Genomic DNA, 25,641 nt, shown 5'->3' on the forward strand with positions numbered 1-25,641 from the left:
TTATGTCTGATTTATTATTAATTGTATCTATATGTGTACGATTTATTATTCTGAAAAGGATATTAATTTATAAAGAAGATAATAAAAAAGACAAACAAATAGTATTTTATACTTTATTGGGATTAATTTATATTATAGTTAAAATAACTAGATTATTTAATATAGAAGAAAATTATATTAATAATATGTACTATTTGATTGATGTTGTAGTATTTATTGTATGGGCGATATATTATAATTATTTTTACAACATAGGATATATTAAATTTATAATTTTCTTTTTCCTATTTAATATTTATTATGATTGTTTTAAAGATGTTGTAGATAGAATTTTATTTTTTGTAGTTACAGGTAATTTTGTTTCATCTAAAGAGTGGCTTTTGGCATCTGATTCTGATAATATAAAGGTTTACATATACAGTAATCTACTTATTATATTTGTATATATGATACTTAGTTTTCTGTATAATCGATTTAAATTGCTTAGCCAAGATAAAAGGAATTATGTATATTTGTTATTTGCTCTAATGGCTAACACCATGAATATAATTGGAGTCTATATATCAAGAATATTAGAACGGTTTAGATGGTTACATTCAGAACCATATTATTTTGAGAATTTTGTAAATCCAAAGATAATAGGAGCTAGCACCATTGTTCTTATATTATTGTTTAGGCAAATAATAAAAGATAATAAATTAAAATCTCAGAATGAATTAATAAAAAATAAGTTAGATATGCAATATACTCATTATTTAAGTATTCAAGAATCTCATATGAGGGTTAAGAAGCTTTATCATGACATAAACAATCATATTTGCTGTATAGATAATCTTAAAAATGATGGCAAAGAAATTAATGAATATATAAATAATTTAAAAGATGAAATTAGAGAGTTCAAATCTATTTATAATACAGGAAACATGATATTAGACATTATAATCAATGAGAAGAGTGAAATATCTGCCAAAAAGGGAATTAAATTTATTTGTGACATAAACTTTTCAAAAGTTGATTTTATAAAACCCATAGATGTGTCAAGCATATTTGCCAATATTTTAGATAATGCAATAGAAGCATGTGAGAAAATATCAGATGAAAATATTGATAGATATATTAGAATTAAAGGAACTATAACAAAATCATTTTTTGTACTTAAATGTGAGAATAGTAAAGCAAATAATGTTATTTCTAATAAAAATATACTGTTAACAGATAAGATGGATAAATTTGTACATGGAATAGGAATTCAAAGTATTAAATCGTCTTTACAAGAGTATAATGGAGAATTATTATTTGAAAATCAGAAAGACAAATTTATACTAAATATATGCATACCATTGAATCAAGATGCTGACAGTTGGGTCGATTAAGTTACTAGTTGGGGCATCTATATTGATACTTAAAAATAAGGATGTTATCTTTTTAATAATAAAAGATAACATCCTTATTTTTAAGCATAAAGAAATTTATAATTTTACTAATCTTAATTATAAGAATTAGTTACAAAGAAAGGTGATATATATTGAAAAACTAACCATAAAAATAATAAAAATACAAGATATTGTAATACAGGATGTAATTAATAAAAACTTGAAAAGTAGAAATACAATGGAGGAAAATATATATGAAGGCGAAAAAATATATTTTAGCTATGATAGTAATTTTAAGTATAAGTTCAAGCTTAATGGTAGGATGCACAACAACTGTATCCAATGAAGATTTAAATAACTCAGAGCAAGCTAGTGAAAATTCATCAAACAACTCAATTGAAGCTAAAAAAAATGACTCTATTAAATTATTTGAGGATTACTCAAAAAAAGCTAGTACTGTAGAAGGATTGGAAGAAGTTAAAAAAGATTTATCTCAAAAATTTTCAAAGGCTATAACGGATAGTGGTTATAAGGTAGTTAATTCAAATTCAGATGGAAGTTTTGTAGTTTCTATAAATGGATTTGAAAAGCCACCTGAAAAAGATATTAGAAGTTTATTTTACTCTATGTCTGAAGATAACAAAAAAGGAAAATCAGTAGTAGATATTCTCTGTGCTAAAGAATATCCTGATAATAAAAAGTTAGCTGAAAGTGATAAATATATTAAATTTATGTACAACATATTTAAGTCATTAACTAATACTGATTTAACTGAGAAAGATTTTTCAGATAAAGTTATAAAAATATTTAATGAAGGTGTAGGCTCTGTAGAACTTCCCTATATGAATGATATACATGTTAAAGTTAACAAAGTTAAAAAATCTACTAAAGTACTAAAATTGAGTTTAGAATATGAATTTGATATTTCAAGTCATTAATGTAATAAATAAATTATGACAGGTTAGAAATAAATTATAAAATAAAATTCATATTTATCTTTAGTAATGTTTTTTATTCAAAAATATATTATTTGTGGTTGCCATTTTATGTTAAAGGACAGTATAATATAATTAAAGTATGTTATAACATACAAAAGTTAATATATATTATCCAAAGGGGGATTTTAAATGAGTCAAACTGATAGAATAGAAGCATTTAGACAAGAATACGTTAATTCTAAACCTATGATATGTTGTGAAAGGGCTAGAATTTTTACAGAATCACATAAAAAGACTGAGGGAGAAGCCATATGTATAAGAAGAGCGAAAGCCTTTTTAGATGCATGCAAAGAACTTCCTATAAAAATATTTGAGAATGAATTAATTGTAGGTACAGCTGGTAAATTTAGAAGAACAGGTATATTAACACCAGAATTTTCTTGGCAATGGGTAGATAAGGAAATGGATACTTTTGATGAAAGAACTCAAGACCCATATGTCATATCAAAAGAGCAAATAGAATTTATAAGAAAAGAGATATTTCCATATTGGAAGGGTAAATCTTTGGAAGAAGTTTTTTTAGCAAGAATTCCAGAAGATACAGCTAAGATATTGGTAGATACAGGAATAATAGATAATGATTCTAAGTGGAGACAGGCAGTAGGGGAAGTAACTCCAGATTATCAAGATATACTATTTGTAAAAGGATATAAGGGGATAAAGAAAGAAGCAGATAAGAAGATAAAAGAATTAGATATATCAATTTCAGAAAATATTGAAAAAATAGATTTCTATAAGTCTATTTCTATTGTTGCAGATGGTATCATGACATTGGCAAATAGATATTCAAAACTTGCAAAAGAAATGAGTGAATCAGAGAAAGATTCAAAAAGAAAGTTAGAACTTATAAAAATATCAGAAGTATGTGAGAATGTACCAGCAAATCCTCCAACTAGTTTTTATGAAGCGATACAATTTGTATGGTTTGTGCAATTAGGTGGTGTTTTATCTGAAAATCCATTAGCATTGAACTTAGGTAGATTTGACCAATATATGTATCCATATTATGAAAAAGATACTAAAAAAGGAAATATAACTAAATCAGAGGCTCAAGAGTTGATAGAGGCTCTATGGATTAAGCTATCAGAGTGGGTATGGACAATATCAGCAAATACAGCAAATTATTTTGCAGGATACAACCAATTTCAAAACCTTACTGTTGGTGGCAAAAAGAGAAATGGAACTGATGGAACGAATGATATTTCATATATGTGTTTAAAGGCAACAGAAAGTGTAAAAACTCATCAACCAGGTTTAAGTGTTAGAATAAGTCAGGGAGCACCAGATGATTTTGTTATGGCAGTTGCGAAATTAGTAAAACAAGGTACTGGTTTTCCTGCTATACACAGTGATAGTGCAGGGGCACAAATGTTACTTCAAGATGGATATGATGCAGAAGATGCAAGAGATTGGAGCAATTGTGGTTGTGTAGTTCCTCACTTTAGAAAGACAGGTCAATGGACTTCAGCAGTAAATATTAATTTTGCAGCAGCACTAGAATATGCTATGAATGAAGGGAAGAGTAGATTAACTGGAGAAAAAATGGGGTTAGATGTAAAAAATATCAATGAATTTGCATCTTTTGAAGAAGTTAAAGAAGAGTTTTTAAAGCAACTAGCATATCTTATCAAGAATTCTGTTATAGGAACTACTGTTGCTCAACAAATTCATAAAGAAATAGTACCAAGACCATTTTTATCTACCTGTGTAGATGGTTGTTTGGATAAAGGTATTGATTTAAGTAAAGGTGGGGCAAAATACAATATAGGACCTGTTTTAACAGGCATAGGTCTAGGTGTAGTTTCAAACTCATTGGCAGCTATAAAAAAATTAGTATTTGAAGATAAGGTGACTACATTAGAAGAGTTAACAAAAGCATTAAATAATGACTGGGAAGGCTATGAAGAATTAAGAAAACTTGCCTTAGATGTTCCTAAATATGGAAATGACAATGATTATGTAGATTCATTGGCTATTGAAGTTTCTGATTTTTATTACAGTGAAACTAGAAAATATAAGGATATTTTTGGTTCTAAATTTAATAGTGCATTTATGGGTATATCAAACTATGTTCCAACTGGAAAAATAGTAGGTGCAACTCCATGTGGAAGAAAAGCTACAAAACCTTTGACAGAAGGAGTTTCTCCATTTGTTGGAACTGATACAACAAGTCCATTGGCAGCTATGAAATCTGCATCAAAAATAAATCATGATGTTCACACTGGAGGAACACTTCTAAATTTGAGATTTAATCAAGATTTGGTTGAAACAGAAAGAGGGCTTAGAAATCTAACTTCTATGGTAAAATCATATTTTGCACTAGGTGGATTCCACGTACAATTTAATACAATATCAAATGATGTCTTATTAAAAGCTCAAGAAAATCCAGAAGAATATAAAGATTTATTAGTTAGAGTTGCTGGATATAGTACTCAATTTGTTAATTTATCAAGAGAGATGCAAGATGCTATAATAGCCAGAAACTCACACAGTAAATTTTAATTATGAGGTAGATTATGAGTAAAAAAGGTAAAGTTGTAAAGGTACAACATTTTTCAGTAAATGATGGTGATGGAATAAGGACTACTATATTTTTAGAAGGATGCAAATTAAAATGTAAGTGGTGTTCTAATCCAGATTCATGGAGCAATATAGTAAAGCTAGGAGTCATGAAGGATAAGTGTATATCTTGTAATAGGTGTACAGATGTTTGTCCTCAAAATATAAGTTCATTATTTGACAGAAGTCAAATAAATGATAAGTGTGATTTGTGTGGAAAATGTGTTAAAACATGTCTTAATGATGCTATCTGTATAATGACTGAAGAAATGACTGTTGAAGAGATTGTAAAGGAAGTTGAAAAAGATTTTATATTTTTCTTTGAGTCTAACGGAGGAGTAACTTTTTCTGGAGGAGAACCCACACTTCAAATTGAATTTTTAAGAGAATTAGTTGATGCTTTTTATAATAAAGGTATAAACATAGCAATTGAGACTTGTGGATATTTTGAGTGGGATAAAGTGAAGGATGTCTTTGAAAAAATAGACCATATATTTGTAGATATAAAATCTATGGATGATAATGTTCACAGAGCATATACAGGAGTAAGTAACGAGATAATATTAGAAAATATATGTAGACTTTCAAAATTAAACAAATCTATGGTTATAAGAGTACCAATTATTTCTGGAGTGAATGATAGTGAAGAAAATATAAGAAACACTGCATTATTTGTAAAGCAAAATGTTTTAGGTGGAAAGATGGAATTACTTCCATATCATAAATTTGGACTTGATAAATATAAAGCATTAGGGCTTGAAGATTATATGTATGAATTTGATGAAATTTGCAATAGCCATATGTTAAAATTAAAAGAGATAGTAGAGCTTACAGGAGTAAAAATCATAGAATACAAATAGGCTATCAGGAGGATTTTAACATGGATAATAAATTTCCTAATGTAGGAGAAAACTTAAGGTTATTAAGACAAGATATGGGTATAAGTTTAGATAAAGCTTCAAAGATGACAGGAGTTAGTAAAGCAATGCTGGGGCAGATTGAAAGAGGTGAATCTAGCCCCACTGTATCTACCTTATGGAAAATTTCATCTGGATTCAAAATAAACTTTACGACACTGTTAAATGAAAATACAAACACTTATGAGGTTATAAAAAAAGAGGATGTAGAACCTATTATTGAACAACAAGGCAATATGAAGTTGTATCCTATATATCCTTTTAGCCCTCAAAGGAGGTTTGAACTTTTTATAATTGAGCTTGAAGCAAATTGTACTCATGTTTCATCTACACATAGTCATGTTCTGGAAGAGTATGTACTTGTAATAGAAGGTAAACTTGAACTTAATGTAGATGGAAAAACTTATATTTTAGAGTCTGGACATTCAATTAGATTTGATGGAATACTAGAACATTTATATAAAAATTTAAATAACGGAAGAACTGTATTTCATAATATAGAAGTTTATAGATAATTTTATAGTTATCTATTTTGGGAATAAATATTTATTACCAAAATGGATAACTTATTTTTATAATGTCGAAAAGATTTGTATGCATGTACTAACATTATTGTTTTAAAATAAACATAAAAGCATTATAATAATATTAATAAAATATAATAAAAAGGAAGAATATATGATTATGAAAGTTATATTGACAGTATTAGTATTAGCAATCTTATATATTCTGTATAAGTATGAGACTCAACATATAGAAACAACAGAATATACCATATTTAATGAAAAAATTCCAAAAGAATTTAATGATTTTAAAATAGTTCAAGTAAGTGATTTACATAATAAGGTATTTGATAAAAACAATAATAAAACATTGATAGATAAAATTGAATCCTTAAATCCAGATGTTATATTTATAACAGGAGACTTAGTTGATGGAGAAAATAAAAATTTTCAAATTGCATTAGATTTAATTGATAATTTAGTAAAAAAATATGAAGTGTACCATATAATTGGAAATCATGAACAAAAATCTTTAATAAAAAAATACAAACATCTATATAGGGATTATTTTAAGGAATTGTATTCAAAAAAAATAATAAATATGGAAAATGAATCTGTAAGAATATATAAAGGAGATAGTTATATTAATCTATATGGTTTAATCATACCATTGGAATGCTATCCATATTTTTTTGCTAATAATAAAAAGTTAGAATTGCGTGACAGTTTTGTACAAGATAAGTTAGGTAAAATAAACGAAAATGAGTATAATATACTTTTAGCTCATACACCATTTTTCTTTGAAAAATATGTAAAATGGGGAGCTGATTTAGTTCTGGCTGGTCATGTTCATGGTGGTATAATAAGAATACCTTTTATTGGAGGTGTACTATCTCCAAATAGAGAGTTTTTTCCTAAGTATGATTGGGGAAAATATGAAAAAGGTAGTAGCACTATGGTTTTAAATAAAGGCTTAGGAGGTTCAAAAGTTCTCATTAGACTTAATTGTAAACCAGAAGTAGTAAGAATTACATTAAAGTCTAATTAATAAGGTTTTTTGTGTATATAAACATCAATGACATATATATAAAATTGGTGTAAAACCCTATTAAATAGATACAATTATTAATTTTTAATAATTATTTAATTAATGTAAATAAATTGTTATTTTTAGCATGTAATATTTAAAATATAGGGGGTAGTTAAAAATCATGGGTGATATAATTAGATTTTATGAATCTGTAAAAAACAAATATCCGAAATTAAAAGATGGAACTAGAGTTCATATGTGGCCAAAAGAAAATATCATAATTGGACCTATTTATGATGAGGCAAATGGATATGAAAAAAGTATAGGAAGTGTGGATAGTTTAAGTTGGAAGCAAGTTGTTGTACTAGCAGAATGTGATGGGAAAAATACTACTAAAGATATATTAGATATATTATCCAACAGATATAGAAATATCCCTGACATGAGAGATAAGGTTATGGAATTTTTTATGTTTTATGATAATGAATATTTAACCTTTGAAGATGAGGAACAAACATTATCAAGTGTTTTTGAGATAACAGGAAATAAAGTATATCTTACACCTTTATACTTTACAATAGAGATAGATGGTAATGACAATAGGGTTCAATATTTTTCTGAAGTTATAAGTTTATTAAAGTGTATGTATGAAAAAGGGTGTAGGTTTATAGAAGTTATTGGTGAAGGTATTCTAAAAAACAAAGATATGAAAGAAGTATTTCAATATATGTTAGACCATTTTGATTTAATTATAGTAACTAAAGATAGTTTTACTATTGAAAGAAGTTTGATAAGAGAATTAGATGATTATCGTCATAAAGTAATATGGAATGTATATTCAGAGAATGATAACATACATGTTAAATTAAAAGAAGATATAAAAATAACTAGTTTGATAAAAAGAGGGCATACAGTAGTAAGGGGAGCTAGAGGAAGAGCAATAAAAATAGAAGATATGAGGTTTAAAGATATAAGAGAAAGATTTTCAAAATATGGTGCAGAATGGAGCCATGTATATATTTCTTCTGATGGCAGTGTAAAATCTTATTCCATTCAAAAAGAAAAAAGAGTCTATTTAGGCAATATATTTGACAATTCAGTTGAAGAAATTTTATTAGAAATGCAAAATAAGATTGATAATCAAGAGATTGTATATCAATAATTATCAAAATTAAGTTTTAGGAATAATTTATGATTGATTGTTTAGTTTTGTGTTAATAATCGTTAATGAGGTGATATAACTTGTTAAGATTATTGAACAAATTTTTTTATGATGTTTTACTTAAATGTTGGATTTTTATGATGTTATGGATTTTTAGAGAACTTTTTACAGATACAAAATTAGTCAAAAAATTTAAACTTCATAAAATATTTATGTAAAAATCATATAAAATTCATATAACAGATGTATTATATAGAGTATAGAAAGACTAGCTTAAAAACCATAATATAATACCCTATTGTAATGATAACCCTCCCTCACATCCTCAAATAGAGTTATCATTACAAGAATTAATCCATAAATTTAAAATTTATGGTTTTTTTTTATTTAATTTGTTTTATTATCTAGGAATATGATTTATTATAGAATATATAATAAGTAATATAAAATACATTTGATTAAGTTTTTGACATGTTTTTAACTATACTAATAAGGAGGAGTATTTATGAATGTAAATAATCGCAAGTGCCCAGAGTGTGGTGAACATAGTAAAAAATTTGAAGTAATAGAAGAGTGTGAGGAGTGTGTGACATTTGAATGTTACACTTGTGGAACTATATCTATATTAAAGTATTGCGACAACTGTAAAGAATTTGTATTTGTAAATATTCCAAATAATGTAGAGACCTATGAGTATTGTTGCAGTAAATGTAATAATAAGATTTAATATAATTAAAATATATAATTTCATATGTTGTTTATACAAATATCATATAAAATTCATATATGTAATGTATTATAGAAATATAGAAAGAACTAGCTTAAAACATAATATAATTACCCTAAATTTATAATGGCAACTCTCCCTCACATCCTCAAATATAGTTGTCATTATAAAATACTTTGGCTGTTTCAAAAATGTAAAATCATTTTAGAAGCAGTCTATTTTTTTATAAAAAATAAAGAAGGCAACGGGAAGCCTTCTTTCGTGTAAAAAAAGTTTAATTTTTTGTTAAGATTTGTTTGTTTATTTTATATTATCTTTATAATATGTTTTTATTTGAAGGTTGGCAATGGATTTTGCACAACTGGTCATTATGAATGTAAAAGTGGAATATTATTAATAAATAATAATTACAAAATTGTAATTATTATTTATTAAGCAAATGCGTAAAATATCACATTAATGGGTATATAATTAATAATATACTAGTTTGGGGAGGATAAAATTATGAATTATAAAACAATCATATTAAATAGAAAGTCTGTTAGAGAATATAAAAAGACAGATATTAAAAAAGAGTATCTTAGTGAGATTAAGAAATACTCAGAATCTTGTAAGAAACTAGTTCCAGAGATAGACGTTGATATAAGAGTAATGAATAGAAGTGAAGTTTTTGACAATTTAGATAAAATAGCAGGATATAAAGGAAACATGATAGATGCTCCAAGTTATATTATAATATTATCTGAAGTAAAAGATAATTACATCGAAAATTCAGGATACATAGGAGAAAATATAATTTTTAAGGTAACAGACCTTGGAATAGGTTCTTGTTGGGTTACTTTTGAGGATAGTAAAAAGGTATTAGATAAACTTGGAATTGACTCAGACAAAGAGGTAACAGGAATTATTGCCATTGGATATGGAGAAAATGCAAGCAATACTAAAGTACTAAATGCTACAAAGACTGGTGATAATTATTCAAAATCTGATATGCAAGTTGTTTCAGACAATAGTTCTTCTCGTTTAGGTGTAGAAGAAGTAGTTTATATGGATGAGTGGGGAAATAATGCAAATACAAATATATTAGAAGAGAGAGCGCTTCTTGACGCATTCCATTATGCAAGATTAGCTCCATCTACATTAAATAGACAACCATGGAGATTTATAGTTGATGGAGGAGTTGTAGTTTTAGCAGTTAGAAAAGATGGTCATACTAATTTGTATGAAGAAAAAATAGATGTTGGTATAGTTATGCTTTATTTTGCAACAATAATAAGTGCAACTATGTTTGAGTTAAAATGGAATTTAGGCACTCAAGACAAAGATTATAAAATACCAGAAGACTATAAAATAGTTGGATATTGTAATATATAAAACAGTTTAATATTTAATTTAGTTTTACTTAAATTAATTTCTATAAAGAGTTCAATGCATTATATGGAATAATGTCATTGAACTCTTTTGTTGTACAGTTGTATAATCTAATTTCAGCATTATTAGTTGATAAATTTTATGTAAAAGAGGATTATTAATGTAAATTATTGGACTTGATATAAAGCCAATATAAAATTGATAGCTAAATGAGTAAATGTTATACTTTAAACTGAATCTGTATCTATTGTTGAAATAGTATTTTAAATCTTACAATTTTGTGCATAGATTGAGAGGTATATTATTTTATTAAACTGTATAATTTGCTTGGAGGGAATGTTAAATGGAATGGATAAATAAATTAAATCAAGCTATTACTTATATTGAAGACAATCTTGAAAGTGGAGTGGATTATGCAGAAGCAGCAAAAATTGCATGTTGTTCAACCTTCCATTTTCAAAGAATGTTCTCATATATTGCAGAAGTACCTTTGTCTGAATATATTAGACGTAGACGTATGACTAAGGCAGCATTTGAACTACAAAATAGTAATATTAAAATTTTAGAGCTGTCTGAGAAATATGGTTATGATTCACCCACATCTTTTAATAGGGCTTTTCAAAATATACATAGCATTTCCCCTTCTGCGGCTAGAGCAAAGGGAGTTGTTTTAAAAGCATATCCCAAGATGACATTAACTATTTATGTAAAAGGGAACTTAGAAATGCAGTATCGTATTGTAGAAAAGAAAGGATTCCGTATTGTTGGTATAAAAGAAAGTATGAATATGATTGTAGAAGAGTGTTTTGATAAAGTTCCTAAATTGTGGGATAAATCCATAAAAAATGGAACAATTGATAAGATTTCAGAGTTAATAAATAACGAACCTCATGGGTTGCTTGGAGTTAGTGTATGTACAGATAGTAAAGGTTTAGATTATTACATTGCTGTCTCAACGGATAATCCTATAGTAGAAAATACTTATGAATACTTTATACCATCAGGTACATGGGCAGTATTTGAATGTATTTCCCCAATGCCAAATGCTTTGGCAATACAAGAATTACAAAAAAGAATTATTACTGAATGGTTACCAAGCTCTGGATATGTATATGCTAATGTACCAGATATTGAACTTTATCCTAATGGTGATATTAATGCTCCTGATTATACAACAGAAGTTTGGATTCCAATTAAGAAACAATCCCAAAATTAACGAACAATATAAACCTTTAAAATTACAGACTGGAAATGGTCTGTTATTTTTTTTGATAAATGGAAAGCATACTTTACATAAGATGGATATCGTTGTATAATTATGGAAAGTAGACTTTACATAAATGAGGTATTAAAGGAGAGCAAAGTGAAAAATAGATTAGAAGAAATAAGAAAAAAGAGAGGTATAAAACAAGAAGAACTTGCATCTGCTTTGCAAGTATCAAGGCAAACTATAGGTTCATTAGAAAATGGTAGATATAATCCTTCTATTATATTAGCTTTTAAGATAGCAAGATATTTTGATATGAATATTGAAGAAATATTTATTTATGAGGAGGAGTAAAAATGAAAAAGGACAGATTATATGTTGGAATTGGATATTTTATTTGTGGAATTTTACTTGTTTTATTGGCTACACTTACAGAGTTTTCATTTGAGGCTTTGATTTGGGGATTATCTGGAGCTACTTTGGGTCCTGGGGTATGTATGATTTTTCAATATATATATTGGAGTAAACCAGAAAGAGCTGTAGAATATAAAGAAAAGATAGAGAATCAAAGGATAGAGATGAATGATGAAAGAAGAATTATGTTACGTGACAAATCTGGACGTATTACTAATCAAATCATGTCTTATGTTTTCGTAATTCTTATACTTATTGTTTCTATATTGAGTGTGTTCTCTGTAATGCTGACAAGTAGGTGGGTTTTAATTGTTCTTGGATTACTTATTTTATTTCAATTTATTTGTGGTGCTGTTGTATATAATAAATTAGATAAAAAGTTGTAATGAATTATAACACTGAATATAAAATTATATAAAAGCAAATTAGTTTATAAATTGACAGTATAAGCTTAAACTATATGTATAAATTCTTAAAAGCCACAAGTATTATATATTGTGGCTTTTTTATATGGAATTCTATATGTTTTGAAGAGAAGTACTATAGTATTATCATTACTTATGAATGATTTTTATAGATTACAAAATAGGCTAGTCTTCATATAAATTACCACTATTTTTTTATTAAGAGTTCCTTCTAATTCAATCATTAGAAATTTTGTAAGTTTTTTAACTACTGGTCTATGTATTGTATTTTGAGGTACAATGATAAATTCTCCTTCTTTAACTTCTGTTAATCCTTCTGGAGTTTCCAAATTAAATCCTCCCTCTATTACATAAAACAATTCATCTGATTTTTCATGAACATGAAAATCTAAGCTTCTATTTGCTACTTATACAACACTTAGTATATTATTGTTTATTTTTCCTAATTTTTTGTATACGTACAGTTGTTCAATATTATTTACTTCTTCAATTATATTAGTTTTTGATAACATTAGAATCTCCTTTAGATTTTATTTTTGTTTGACTTTTAGTATATCTGTATGTTAACATCAATCTAATTATTTGTGAAATAGATTGATTTGATTATATCAATCTGATATTTAGATGAAATGAGGTACATAGATATGGAATTAAAGCATTTAAATACATTTTTAACACTTAGTAAAATTAAAAATTTTACTAGAACTGCTGAACATTTGAACTATGCACAATCAAATATTACAGCTCATATACAACAATTAGAAAAGGAATTGGATGTACATCTCTTTGAACGTATAGGAAAAAGTGTAGAATTGACTAGAGAAGGTGAGAAGTTGGTTCCATATGCTGAAAAAATGCTTTTATTATCATCTGATATAAAAAAGATGTATAAAGAGAAAGATAATTATGGGCGTATTGTTATTGGAGCATCAGAATCTATTTGTATTTTTAAGTTACCTGAGATTATCAAAGTATATAAAGAGAAATATCCAGATGTTGACCTTTTTATAAAAACTCTAGATTCTTCTGATTTTGTTCCTTTACTTGCTGATAATACGATTGACATAGCATTTATACTTGATTTACCTATAAATGATAAATCTACTATTTCTGTATTAAAAAATGAGGAGCCAATCTGTATCTTATCAGTTCCAGAAACTAAGTTAGCCTTAAAAGAAAAGGTGTATATTCAGGATTTTAAAAATGTTCCATTTATTTTGACAGTAAAGAGTTGTTGTTATAGAAGTTTATTTGAGAAAGAGCTATCTGAATCATCTATAGTACCCAAAATAGTTCTTGAAACTGGAAGTATTCAGGTAATTAAACAAACAGTACTTAGTGGGCTTGGATTGTGCCTTCTTCCAGAGCTTGCAGTAGAAAAGGAATTAAAAAAACATGAATTGGTTAAGATTCCTTATACTACAGACTATAATATTTTTTCACAATTAATTTATCATAAGGATAAGTGGCTGTCTAAGAATTTTTGTGATTTTATCTCTATTGTAAAAAAGACGTATGGGATTATTTTTTAATTGTTTATGCTATGCTAATATAAGATATATATTGATATTTTTAAAAAGATAACATAGTGTAGAGAGGTTGTTTATAAGTTTATATGGTAGGTATATGCATTGTTAGATAAATAGTCTCTTTTCCGGTTTTGGTATAAAAAAGGGATGATTCAAATTTTTATTTTGAAATAATCCCTTAAAATTAATTTTAGTTAATATTTTTATATTATACTATTCCTTTATCTATCATCGCATCTATCATTGAATCAAACCCAGAGCTATTATACATAAACATTACAACATCGGCATTGCTTTCCTCAATCATATCTTTGTATGTTTTATCTATTGAATTTATATTTCTAGGGTCTACTATCTCTACTTCATTAAACATATCAGCAAATAAAAGTGTTGTAGGAGCCTGGTATGAATCTCTAAATATTAGTATTTTTTTATCTAATAATGCTTTAGGATTTTTTACAGTTAATATATTAGTTTGAGCTCCTCTAATGTATGCCCCACCATAATCCCACTTTTTATCACTTCTTTTAGTTGCATAGACCTGTCTTTCTTCTTTTTCTTTTCCATTTATGTCAAAGCTATAATCTTGGTTATCTTTTGTCATATAAACTACATATTCATTTTCTTTAATTAGCATATCTATATTTTGATTATAACTTCCTACAAACTTTTTATCAGTAACTATAGACTTTTTGTAGCTATTAAAATGATTTCTTAAATCTTGCTTAGAAAGACCCAAGTCCATATTTGATGCCATCATTTTAAAGCCTTCAAATGCTCCATATCCAGTCCAATGATGGTCAGTTTTAAAATATAAATTTTCTCTTTCTTTATTTGAATAGTTGCTTAAAAAATACTCATCCATATCTATGTATTTAATTGAATCTTGATTTAATCTACTTTTAAAATTCTTTAAATTTATATCTATATTACTTATATTATCAACATACTTAGGATATAAATGTTTTAGCATATTAGATTTATGTGGCATCATTGTAAAATACACATCTTTTCCCATATCTTTACTTAGAACAGATAAGTAATTAATAGACTTTTCGTATCTATTTAATTGGTTTTGGTTTAAAACTTTTGGAAACATACCTAATATCCAGTTATCTTTTCCTAAGTAATAGTTACCTACTTTAGTTTTATTTAAACTAGCTTGAGATTTTGTATTTATTGATATCATTTCATCTCTAAATGCAAAATGGTCATTAAAGTACTCTTCAAATTTATCTATGTAGTTACCTTTTTTAAAATTTTCTATAGTTGGGAATTTTGCAAGATTTCTATTTTCAGTTATACTTAATTTTTTCTTTGGAAGTGAGAAGTTTAGTATAAAAAATCCAAATACTATAATTAAAAATGAAATGGCAACAATCTTTGGTTTATTTTTATTCATGTCAATACCTCCAAAATTAGAATCTAAAGTATAAGAATGGATTATAAGTTGAGCTACTTAACATTACCATTACAATAAACATGCAAACAACTATGAAAGCCGCATTAGTAACTTGACACATTGTGCTATTTAGTGTATTTTTCTTCTTCTTAACTACTAATGACTTTATAACTTCTACAATAGGAGTTGATAGAATGATTGCTCCAACAATTATATACCAATATTCAATTATAAATACATTGAATGCATTACTGACAAGTGGATAATTGCCAGAACCAAACATAATACCTATAAACTTAATAGCTTTTGGTAAATCTTCTGCTCTAAAAAATACCCATCCAATCATGACTATAAAAAGTAAATACATGTGTCTTATGATTCTTGGCATTTTATATAACAACCTTTCTAAAAATACTTTTTCTATTGATATTAATATTCCAAAATATAGACCCCATATAATAAAAGTCCAATTAGCTCCATGCCACATGCCAGTTAAAAACCATACTATAAATAGATTTCTATATAGTTTTAATCTAGAAACTCTATTTCCACCTAATGGGAAATATACATAGTCTTTGAACCAAGTACTTAAAGATATATGCCACCTTCTCCAAAACTCAGATACTGTTTGAGAGATATATGGATAGTTGAAATTTTCTAAAAAATTAAATCCAAATATCTTACCTAAACCAATAGCCATATCACTATAACCACTAAAGTCATAGAATATTTGAAGTGTATAGCAAACTACACCTAGCCACACATCAAGTCTTGATAAATCTCCAGATGACTTATTAAATACATCATCTGCAATTATACCTAATTGATTTGCTAAAATTACCTTTTTTCCAAGACCAATAACGAATCTGTTTACGCCTTGAGTAAATTTATACCAATTATGTTCTCTATGTTCAATGGCATCTGCCACAGTCTGATATCTAACAATAGGACCTGCTACAAGCTGAGGGAATAAACTTATGTATAATGCTAGGTTAGTTAATTTTCTTTGAACTTTAGCATCATTTCTATATACATCTATTACATAGCTCATTATCTGAAATGTGAAAAATGAGATACCTAAAGGTAATTTAATTTCAGGTATAGTTATATTTGTGTTTAATAAAAAATTAATATTATCTACAAAGAAATTGCTATACTTGAATATCCCAAGAATGGATATATTGTAAATCACAGAAAGCACAACCCATATTTTCTTATCTTTACTGTCAGAAACTTTAATACCAAATATATAGTTTACTATTATTGATAGCATCATCAAAAAAATATATTTTGGTTCTCCCCATGCATAGAAGGCAATACTTGCTAGAAGTAACACAACATTTTTATACTTAGAATTTGCCAAGTAATAGCAAATGAGTGTGACTGGAAAGAATAAAAATAAAAATATTAAACTACTGAATATCATATTAGACTCCTTATCTTTTTATTATTTAATAAATGAATAATAAATAAAACAACTAAAATTAATAATATATATATTAAGAGTGAGGTCTTGATTTATTTCTGATTTTAAGCCCATACTATTTAACTACCACTGCTTGCTGAGCACTTCTTGAGAGAGTACCAATACCAACAATAAGTTGATGTAGCAAGAATTATACTCAGAGCAATTGTTAAAGATCTAGCTTTATAACTTTTTATGTATTTTAGTGTTATTTTTAAATTATCTTTTATATTTACAACTTCCTTTCTTAACTAAATAAATTATATATTTATCTAAAATATATAGCAAAGTAAGTATTTTCAAGTTTTAAGTACTTAATTGTACAAATTTAGCTGTGTTTTTACAAGTTTTATTAATATATATGTAAATTTTGACTTCTTATATAATTTTTTTAAAATGATGTAATGTTATAATGGATTAATAAAGCTATTATGATAAAATAATAAAGAAAAATCACGGACACATTGTTTAACTATATGTGTTTGCCTTTGGTTGTAGCTCTATACAGTCCATTAAGATAGATGTTGTTTATATCTATAATTGTAAAAAGAACTCTTTATTAAGTATTGGAGTCAGAATACTTTCAGATATGCTTTTATTACAAGTTTGTTTTAAATGACAAATACTTTAAAATAATATCGAATCGTTATACTGAATAATGATGATTGATTATAAATATTTTTAGAGAGGGAAAAGTTTTAGAGATTGGGAAAAAATCAATATGATAAGAAGTATGGATTTATTAAGTAAATACATAAAAAATCCTGCTTTGTTTAGATATGTTTTAGGAGTTCAAGAAGTCATGCCTATGGTATTTATACTTATACAAGGCTAGAAACAAAGATGAAAAAATATTACAATAAAAAAAACTCTTTAGTATATACTAAAGAGTTTTTTTTATTGGTGCCGCTGATGGGACTCGAACCCATATGGTTTCCCGTACGATTTTGAGTCGTATGCGTCTGCCAGTTCCGCCACAGCGGCTTATATTTTAAATCCGAACTACTTGTATATCCTACCAGATTTTCCAAGAATATGCAAGAGGAATATTGAATACAAAGCACTCATCAAACTGTCAAAATATCATAAATACTAGCTTTTCCTCATGAAAACTTATGAATCAACACAGTTGATTTTGAGTTAATTGCATCTACCAATTCCACCACTCGGTCATGTCATGTTTATTATTATAGCAAAAAAATATATTGTTTGCAACATATTTAATTTTAATATACTATTATTATTATGGGAATATTAAATAATAGCATATTGGTATATAATATATATGTTACAAAAATAGAGAATCTTTAGGAGTGATATAATTTGGAAAAAAAATTAATTATAATAGATGGAAATTCAATAATAAATAGAGCATTTTACGCTTTGCCAGAAATGAATAATAAAGAAGGCTTAAAAACTAATGCTATATATGGATTTACGACAATGTTGTTTAAAATAATAGATATATATAAACCAACACATATAAGTGTAGCTTTTGATAGAAAAGCACCTACATTTAGACACTTAGAGTATAAAGATTATAAAGCAGGAAGAAAGGGAATGCCAGATGAATTAGCAGAGCAATTACAGCCACTAAAAGACCTTTTAGATAAATTTAAAATAAATAGATTAGAAATAGATGGTTATGAAGCAGATGATATTATAGGAACTGTTTCTAAAAAAGCAGAGGATAATGGATATAAAGTATACATAGTAACTGGAGACAAAGATGCCATTCAACTTGCTTCAGATAAGACGACTACTCTTATAACAAAAAAAGGTGTAGGAGAAGTTGAAGAATATGACTTTAACTCTGTAATTGAAAAATATGAAATGACTCCAACTCAGTTTATTGACTTAAAAGGACTTATGGGAGATAAATCAGACAACATACCAGGAGTACCTGGAATAGGGGAAAAAACAGGAATAAAACTTATAAAAGAGTTTTCTAGTATAGAGAATTTAATAGAAAATACAGATAAACTTAAAGGAAGCGTAAAAAAGAAGATAGAAGAAAATAAAGAAATAGCTATTCAAAGCAAAAGACTTGCAACAATTATAAGGGATGTACCAATTGAAGTAAATTTGGATAGTATGATTTTTGGCGATTATGATAAAGATGAACTTTTAGATAAGTTTAGATATTTTGGATTTACAAGCCTTTTATCAAGATTAGTTGACTTGGTTGACTCAGATGATAATGAACAAGTAGAAGAAAAAATAGAAATATTAAAATTAAAAGATATAGATAAATTTATAGATGAAGTAAATAAAAAAGGACAAGTTATTTTAAAAACTGTTAGAGGACAAGGTAATATACTTGAAAAAAATATAATATATATCTTTATAAGTGTAGATGGAGAAAAAATATATTATATAGATTCAGATGAAGTAACAAAATTAGATGGTATACTTTCAAATAAAGAAATAAAGAAGTTTGGATATAATTTAAAGGATGATTATATATCTTTAAAGCCATATAATATAAACTTGGAAAATATAAATTTTGATATAACAATAGCGGAGTATTTAATAGATTCTACCTCATCTACATCATATGACTGTAGTGCTATAGCTATGAAATACTTATCAAAAAAAGTTAAATCAAAAGAAGAATTACTAGGTAAAGGTGTTAAATCTAAGAACTACGAAGATTTAGAATTTGAAGATTTGGCAGAGTATATGGGGCAAATAATCTGCACAGTTAAAGAAACAATTCCTATGATGGAAAGAAGTTTAATCGATATGAGTATGGATGGTCTTTTTTACCATGTAGAGATGCCCTTGGTGGAAGTTTTAGGACATATGGAGTATGAAGGTATAAAAGTAGATAAGAGTATACTAGATGACCTAAGTATTGAGTTTAAAGAAATAATTTCTACACTAGAAAAGGAAATTTATGAATTATCAGGAGAGCCATTTAATATAAATTCACCAAAACAGTTAGGTGTTATATTGTTTGAAAAATTAGAACTTCCAATAATCAAAAAAACCAAGACTGGATACTCAACTAATGCGGATGTCTTAGAAAAATTAAGGGATAAACATCCAATAATAGACAAAATAACTGAGTATAGACAAATAGTAAAGCTGAATTCTACTTATGTTGAAGGTCTTCTAAACATAATAAATCCAGAAAGTAATAGAATTCATTCATCATTTAATCAAACTATAACAACTACTGGAAGGATTTCATCTACAGAACCAAATCTTCAAAATATACCTATAAAAATGGAAATGGGTAGAAAAATAAGAAAGGTGTTTATTGCAGATGAAAATTGTAAGCTAGTTGATGCCGATTACTCACAAGTAGAACTTAGAGTTCTTGCACATATGAGTCAAGATGAAAATATGATAGAAGCATTTAAACATAATGAAGATATTCATACTAAAACAGCTTCACAAGTTTTCAATGTTTCTATGGAAGATGTAACTAGTGAATTAAGAGGTGCAGCTAAGGCAGTAAACTTTGGTATTATATATGGTAAAAGTGATTTTGGATTGGCTGATGATTTAAATATACCTGTGCCAAAAGCAAAAGAGTATATAGAAAGTTATTTTGCTAAGTATCATAAGATAAAAGAGTTTATGGACACTACAGTAGAAAAGGCCAGTGAAGATGGTTATGCTGTGACTATCTTAAACAGAAGGAGATATATACCAGAAATAAAATCTAGCAATTTTATGGAGAGAAATAGAGGAAAGAGATTTGCAATGAATGCACCAATACAAGGAAGTGCAGCAGATATAATAAAGATTGCTATGATAAATGTTCACAAAAAGTTAGAAGAAAATGATTTGAAATCAAAGCTTATACTACAAGTTCATGATGAATTGATAGTTGAAGCAATTGACGATGAAATAGATATAGTTAAAAAGATTGTAAAAGATGAAATGGAAAATGCTGTAAATATGGATGTTCACTTAGATGTAGATTTAAATGTTGGTAGTTCTTGGTATGAGACAAAGTAGGTGATTTTATGTTGATATTAGGACTTACAGGAGGAATAGGCTGTGGAAAAAGCAGCCTATCGAATATATTTAGAAAATTTAACATTACTATAGTGGATGCAGATATTATATCTAGACAAATCTTTGAGGATGAGTTGTTATTAGAAAAAGTATTTAAACATTTTGGTCGAAATATAAAAAAGGATGATGGAACTTTAGATAGAAAAGCTCTTGGGAAAATAGTTTTTAATGATGAAGAAAAACTTAATGAGTTAAATAATCTGACACATCCAATAATAAGAGAAAAAATAATAAGTGATATAGAAGAAGCTAGAAAAAAAGACGAAAAGATAGTAATATTAGATGCAGCAATATTAGTAGAAAGTGGATTTTTGGAAATAGTAGATAAGCTATTAGTGGTTACTTGTAAACAAGAAGTACAAATTAGCCGAATACAAAAGAGAGATAATTGTAGTAAACAAGAAGCACTTAGTAGAATAAATTCACAAATGAGTCAGGAAGAAAAATCCAAATATGGTGATTATATAATAGATAATTCGGGAACAATAACTGAATTAGAGAATAAAGTATACAAATTTATTGAATACATGAAGGAGAATTGGCGTGAATAATAAGAAAGTATTGGTTCTATCTATTTTTATAATCTTATTTGGGGCACTATTAATGGAAAGCAAAATAATACATAAGTTTTTGTATCCTAAAAAATACTCAGAGTATGTAGAAAAATATTCTAAAGAATTTAATTTAGATGAAAATATAGTTTACAGTGTCATAAAAGCAGAAAGTAAGTTTAATAGCTCTGCTGTTTCAAAAAAAGAGGCCAAAGGGTTAATGCAAATATTAGACATAACTAGAGATTGGGGAGCGGAAGAACTGAATCTAGAAAATATTGATATTTTTGACCCAGAAACCAACATAAGAATTGGTTGTTGGTATTTAAATAAATTATATAAAGAATTTGGTTCATTGGATTTAGTAATAGCTGCATATAATGGTGGCTCAGGTAATGTAAAGAAATGGTTAGAAAATAATGAATATAGTAAAGATGGAAAGAATCTACATGATATACCCTTTGAACAAACTTCAAAGTATGTAGAAAAAGTAAAAAATAATTATAAAAATTATAATAAGATATATGGCGAGAAGGGGAAAAACTAATGAAGAAAATAAAAGTCTTAACAGTAATTTTAGCTATAACTCTTATGATAGTTGGTTGTAGTAATACTAAAACAAAAGAAAGTAGCAGTGAATCAGGTATTAAAAGTCAGAGCTCTATAGATGCCAAGTATATAAACTTAACGATGGTGACTCCTAAGACTATAAACCCTATAACAAATACTGATAAGTCTGTTGGCTACATAATGAACTTAATCTATGATGGCTTGTTTACAATAGATGAAAACTATAATGTAACTCCTCAATTAGTGAAGGAGTACAATATAGCTCAAGATGGAATGAGTATAGATATAAAATTAAACGATGCAAAATGGCATGATGGAAAAGAAGTTACTTCAAATGATGTAAATTATACAATTGGTTTAATTCAAAAAAGTGCAGAAAGTCCATATAATGAATTTACAAAAAATATAGCTTCTGTAAATATTAAATCAGATAAAGATTTTACAATAAAATTTAAAGCTAAGTATGCTTTTTCTATTGATAGTTTAATATTTCCAATAGTATCTCAAAATCATTTAGATTCAAAAGATGTAAATGACAAAAATAATAATATGATAGGAAATGGGAAATATAAAATAGAATCATATACAGAAAGAGAAGGAATGATTTTATCTGTGAATAAGGATTACTATGAAGAAGTTCCTAAAGCTATGAAAAATGTAAAAGTAGGAATGGTTCCTAACGAAGATGCTAGAACATCTATGGTTATGGCTCTTGATAGTGATATAACAAATGTTACGCTGAATGATTTGAGCAAATTTCAAGAAAAAGAGTTTAATATAACAAAATATCAAGGTAGAGATTATGAATGTGTATTATTTAATTACAATAATTCTTTTTTTAAGGATGTCAATTTTAGAAAAGCAATTGCACATTCTATAAATAAAAGTAGAATTATTAGTGAAGGTTATATGGATGATGCAACTCCTGTTAATTTTCCACTTAACTCAAAATCAAAATATTATAGCAGTGATGTGAAAGATTTAGAGTACAATAAAGATAAAGCGATTGAGTATCTTAATAAAGTAGAATATGCAAATATAAATGCAGTGAATCCAAAAAATGATAAGGTAGATAAAAAACAAAAAAAATCAACTAAAAAAAATACAAAGAAACTTACTGCAGAAGAACAAAAAAAGGCTGAACAAGAAGAAGCTGAGAGAGTAAAAAAAGAAGCTGAAGATAAAAAAAATAAAGAAAAAGAGGAAGTAAAGAAAAGACTTTCTGAAATGAATTTAAAAATAATAGTAAATAAAGATAATAGTGAGAGGTTAAAAACATCACATATAATAAGTGAAAACCTAAAAGCTATAGGAATAAACAATACAATAAATCAGTTATCAGACAAAGAAATGGAAAGTGCCCTTAATTCTAAAAATTACGATTTGGCATTGGTAGGATGGAAATTATCTATTGTACCAGATGTAAGTAGTATAATAGCAAGTAGCGGATACACTGATGATAAGTTAAATGGATACATGTCTGCACTGACAAGTTCTGCATCTGAAATTGAAACAAAGAAAGCTTATAAAGATGTACAAAAATATGTTGAGGATAATGCAACATTTATAAGTTTAGCTATTAGAAACAACTATATTGTAAGCAATAGTAGACTAAAAGGAAAGATTACTCCAAATGAATTTGATGTATATGAGGGAATCTCTAACTTAGATATAAGCTCAAATGAATCGAAATAAATTAAATGACTAATTTATATTTAAAAAATTTAAACTGTGTGATAAAATACCCTTATAGGGTATAAGGAGGTAATTGATATGAAAAAGAAACTATTAGTAGAAGGTATGAGTTGTGGACACTGTGTAAATCACCTTAAAACTGCATTAACAGAAGATATAGATGGTGTTGAAGTTTTAGATGTAGATTTGGAAAATAAATGTGCATCTGTAGATATGAAAGATGATGTATCAGTTGATAAGTTAAAAGAAGTAATAGCAGAGTTAGGTTTTGAATTAAAAGGAATTGAATAAAAAATAATAAAATAAAAAAAGACCTCTATTGGGGGAGTAATAGAGGTCTAAAAATGGGGGAGATTGAGTATGTTTGATTTTACATTACTATTATCTCCCCTTTTAAATTAATATATACATAAAAAGTAAAAAATTTCGAGAAAGATTCACATTTCGTAAACTTTTTGAATATACTATAAATAGCTAAGGGAGGGAGTATCATGGAGTCTAGGGGATATAAAGAAGATTTAAAAAAAATGATACTTGATATGGCCCACAAAGAACTTGAGAGTTATGTATCACAAAAAGGAGCAAAAAAATACTTTGAAGGTAATTTGGATAAAGTTATTAATAATAATATAAAAAAATTCAATCAAAGTATTGGTCTTAATAGAGTATATTTAAAAATGTTAAAAAAGTGTGCATATCAAGAAAGTGTAACTTCGATATCAAGAACTATCAAAAAAGAAACATTATTTAAATCAAAAAAAGAGCTATTTGCTTTTTCAGAGTACTTAAAGCTTAATGTTAATAAGCGACTTTCATATAATCAGATTTTAAGAAAAATATCAAGGTATATATACTATAATAGAAATTCATATGCTCAAAAATATGTTACTTTCAAAAGAGGAGATGAAGAATATCTTTTAGAACCTGAGAAAATAAAAGATGAACTGATATCAAGCTATAGGTCAAAAACTAGGGAAGATATGAAATCAATAGCAAAACTTTTAGATATAGAAATAGAGGATGATTATAGTGCTGAAGATATTAGAAAAAAAGTAATAAACTATATTATAAAAGAAAAAATTAAAAATTAAATATAAAAATTAAAAAAATAAGTTCTATTATTTTACACAATCAAGATAACTTGAGTACAATTTTTTCATGTGTTTAATAGAACTTATTCTTTTTTTGACATATTCTTTTAAATAATTTAATGCTACTTAAGTATTACGTAGTATTATTCAAATTTTTAACTTAATTTGATTTAAATAAAGTTATAATAATGATATAATATAAAAAAAGTAAAAATTGGAGAGTGATTTCAAAATGAAGTTTAGTTTTTGCCATAACAATTTTAATGTTACTAACTTAGAAAAAAGTTTGAATTTTTATGATAAAGCTTTAGGTCTAAAAGAAGTAAAGCGTAAAGAAGCAGAAGATGGAAGTTTTATACTAGTTTATTTAGGAGATGGGATTACTAGCCATACATTAGAGTTAACTTGGCTTAGAGATTGGGATAGACCATATAATTTAGGGGATAATGAGTTCCATTTGGCTTTAGAAGTTGAAGAGTTTGATGAGGCAAAAAAACTTCATAAAGACTTAGATTGTATATGTTTTGAAAATGAAAGTATGGGAATTTATTTTATAGCGGACCCAGATAATTATTGGATTGAAATACTTCCTAAGAATCATTAATTTTAATAATATAATT

Annotated in this window: 22 protein-coding genes, 1 tRNA gene and 1 pseudogene; 20 read left to right on the forward strand and 4 right to left on the reverse strand. The window is 26.8% G+C overall.

Annotation, left to right across the window (positions count from 1 at the left end; genetic code table 11):
• Positions 1–2 precede the first annotated feature (2 nt).
• The 12 genes from IC213_RS08865 (at position 3) to IC213_RS08920 (ending at position 12,647) form a co-directional block, all read left to right on the forward strand.
• A complete protein-coding gene (locus tag IC213_RS08865) occupies positions 3–1,373 on the forward strand; it encodes a sensor histidine kinase (protein ID WP_227863010.1) in 1,371 nt (456 codons plus the stop codon).
• A 254-nt stretch (positions 1,374–1,627) separates the two neighbouring features.
• Positions 1,628–2,311: a hypothetical protein gene (locus IC213_RS08870; protein ID WP_227863011.1), complete on the forward strand. Its 684-nt coding sequence runs from the start codon at positions 1,628–1,630 to the stop codon at positions 2,309–2,311.
• A 189-nt stretch (positions 2,312–2,500) separates the two neighbouring features.
• Positions 2,501–4,873 (forward strand): glycyl radical protein, encoded by a 2,373-nt coding sequence (locus IC213_RS08875; RefSeq protein ID WP_227434051.1) that lies wholly within the window; start codon positions 2,501–2,503, stop codon positions 4,871–4,873.
• Positions 4,874–4,887: 14 nt separating this feature from the next.
• Positions 4,888–5,790 (forward strand): glycyl-radical enzyme activating protein, encoded by a 903-nt coding sequence (locus IC213_RS08880; RefSeq protein WP_227434052.1) that lies wholly within the window; start codon positions 4,888–4,890, stop codon positions 5,788–5,790.
• A 20-nt stretch (positions 5,791–5,810) separates the two neighbouring features.
• On the forward strand, positions 5,811–6,362 hold the full coding sequence (locus IC213_RS08885) for a helix-turn-helix domain-containing protein (protein WP_227863012.1): 552 nt from the start codon (positions 5,811–5,813) through the stop codon (positions 6,360–6,362).
• Positions 6,363–6,531: 169 nt separating this feature from the next.
• The gene (locus IC213_RS08890) at positions 6,532–7,398 is read left to right on the forward strand and encodes a metallophosphoesterase (protein ID WP_227863013.1); all 867 of its coding nucleotides are present in this window, start codon (positions 6,532–6,534) and stop codon (positions 7,396–7,398) included.
• 163 nt (positions 7,399–7,561) lie between these two features.
• Positions 7,562–8,542: an SPASM domain-containing protein gene (locus IC213_RS08895; protein ID WP_227482177.1), complete on the forward strand. Its 981-nt coding sequence runs from the start codon at positions 7,562–7,564 to the stop codon at positions 8,540–8,542.
• A 505-nt stretch (positions 8,543–9,047) separates the two neighbouring features.
• Positions 9,048–9,269: a hypothetical protein gene (locus tag IC213_RS08900; protein ID WP_227434056.1), complete on the forward strand. Its 222-nt coding sequence runs from the start codon at positions 9,048–9,050 to the stop codon at positions 9,267–9,269.
• 504 nt (positions 9,270–9,773) lie between these two features.
• Entirely contained in the window at positions 9,774–10,643 is an 870-nt protein-coding gene (locus IC213_RS08905) for a nitroreductase family protein (protein WP_227863014.1), read from the forward strand.
• A gap of 340 nt (positions 10,644–10,983) precedes the next feature.
• On the forward strand, positions 10,984–11,856 hold the full coding sequence (locus IC213_RS08910) for an AraC family transcriptional regulator (RefSeq protein ID WP_227836226.1): 873 nt from the start codon (positions 10,984–10,986) through the stop codon (positions 11,854–11,856).
• 147 nt (positions 11,857–12,003) lie between these two features.
• Positions 12,004–12,201, forward strand: coding sequence for a helix-turn-helix transcriptional regulator (locus IC213_RS08915; protein ID WP_021383879.1), 198 nt, complete (start codon positions 12,004–12,006; stop codon positions 12,199–12,201).
• 2 nt (positions 12,202–12,203) lie between these two features.
• The gene (locus tag IC213_RS08920) at positions 12,204–12,647 is read left to right on the forward strand and encodes a hypothetical protein (protein ID WP_227831252.1); all 444 of its coding nucleotides are present in this window, start codon (positions 12,204–12,206) and stop codon (positions 12,645–12,647) included.
• 185 nt (positions 12,648–12,832) lie between these two features.
• Here IC213_RS08920 and IC213_RS08925 read toward each other — a convergent pair.
• Positions 12,833–13,063: pseudogene (locus tag IC213_RS08925) on the reverse strand (cupin domain-containing protein); the annotation flags it as partial.
• A gap of 267 nt (positions 13,064–13,330) precedes the next feature.
• Here IC213_RS08925 and IC213_RS08930 point away from each other — a divergent pair.
• Positions 13,331–14,218 carry a LysR family transcriptional regulator gene (locus IC213_RS08930; protein ID WP_227831250.1) on the forward strand — a complete coding sequence of 296 codons (888 nt, stop codon included), beginning with the start codon at positions 13,331–13,333 and terminating at the stop codon, positions 14,216–14,218.
• A 205-nt stretch (positions 14,219–14,423) separates the two neighbouring features.
• On the opposite strand, the gene IC213_RS08935 is transcribed toward IC213_RS08930, so the two are convergent.
• The 3 genes from IC213_RS08935 to IC213_RS08945 all read right to left on the reverse strand — a co-directional run bounded on the left by IC213_RS08935 (position 14,424) and on the right by IC213_RS08945 (position 18,066).
• The gene (locus tag IC213_RS08935) at positions 14,424–15,617 is read right to left on the reverse strand and encodes an alginate O-acetyltransferase AlgX-related protein (RefSeq protein ID WP_227831249.1); all 1,194 of its coding nucleotides are present in this window, start codon (positions 15,615–15,617) and stop codon (positions 14,424–14,426) included.
• Positions 15,618–15,633: 16 nt separating this feature from the next.
• The gene (locus IC213_RS08940) at positions 15,634–17,043 is read right to left on the reverse strand and encodes an MBOAT family O-acyltransferase (RefSeq protein ID WP_227863016.1); all 1,410 of its coding nucleotides are present in this window, start codon (positions 17,041–17,043) and stop codon (positions 15,634–15,636) included.
• Positions 17,044–17,983: 940 nt separating this feature from the next.
• Positions 17,984–18,066, reverse strand: a tRNA-Leu gene (locus tag IC213_RS08945).
• Positions 18,067–18,405: 339 nt separating this feature from the next.
• On the opposite strand from IC213_RS08945, the gene polA reads away from it, so the two are divergent.
• From polA to IC213_RS08980, 7 genes are all read left to right on the forward strand, one after another.
• On the forward strand, positions 18,406–21,054 hold the full coding sequence (gene polA, locus IC213_RS08950) for a DNA polymerase I (RefSeq protein ID WP_227434061.1): 2,649 nt from the start codon (positions 18,406–18,408) through the stop codon (positions 21,052–21,054).
• 8 nt (positions 21,055–21,062) lie between these two features.
• Positions 21,063–21,665, forward strand: coding sequence for a dephospho-CoA kinase (coaE, locus tag IC213_RS08955; RefSeq protein ID WP_227434062.1), 603 nt, complete (start codon positions 21,063–21,065; stop codon positions 21,663–21,665).
• Entirely contained in the window at positions 21,658–22,212 is a 555-nt protein-coding gene (locus IC213_RS08960) for a lytic transglycosylase domain-containing protein (RefSeq protein ID WP_227434063.1), read from the forward strand. The genes coaE and IC213_RS08960 overlap by 8 nt, the downstream gene beginning before the upstream one ends.
• Complete coding sequence (locus tag IC213_RS08965) at positions 22,212–23,930, forward strand: ABC transporter substrate-binding protein (RefSeq protein ID WP_227434064.1); 1,719 nt, start codon at positions 22,212–22,214, stop codon at positions 23,928–23,930. The genes IC213_RS08960 and IC213_RS08965 overlap by 1 nt, the downstream gene beginning before the upstream one ends.
• Positions 23,931–24,008: 78 nt before the next feature.
• Complete coding sequence (locus tag IC213_RS08970) at positions 24,009–24,221, forward strand: heavy-metal-associated domain-containing protein (RefSeq protein WP_227434065.1); 213 nt, start codon at positions 24,009–24,011, stop codon at positions 24,219–24,221.
• 200 nt (positions 24,222–24,421) lie between these two features.
• Positions 24,422–25,021 (forward strand): hypothetical protein, encoded by a 600-nt coding sequence (locus tag IC213_RS08975; RefSeq protein WP_227434066.1) that lies wholly within the window; start codon positions 24,422–24,424, stop codon positions 25,019–25,021.
• A gap of 232 nt (positions 25,022–25,253) precedes the next feature.
• Entirely contained in the window at positions 25,254–25,625 is a 372-nt protein-coding gene (locus IC213_RS08980; protein ID WP_227434067.1) for a VOC family protein, read from the forward strand.
• The last annotated feature ends 16 nt before the right edge of the window (positions 25,626–25,641 follow it).

The organism is Clostridioides sp. ES-S-0049-02 (genome assembly GCF_020658465.1).
In the GTDB taxonomy this organism is placed as follows: domain Bacteria; phylum Bacillota; class Clostridia; order Peptostreptococcales; family Peptostreptococcaceae; genus Clostridioides.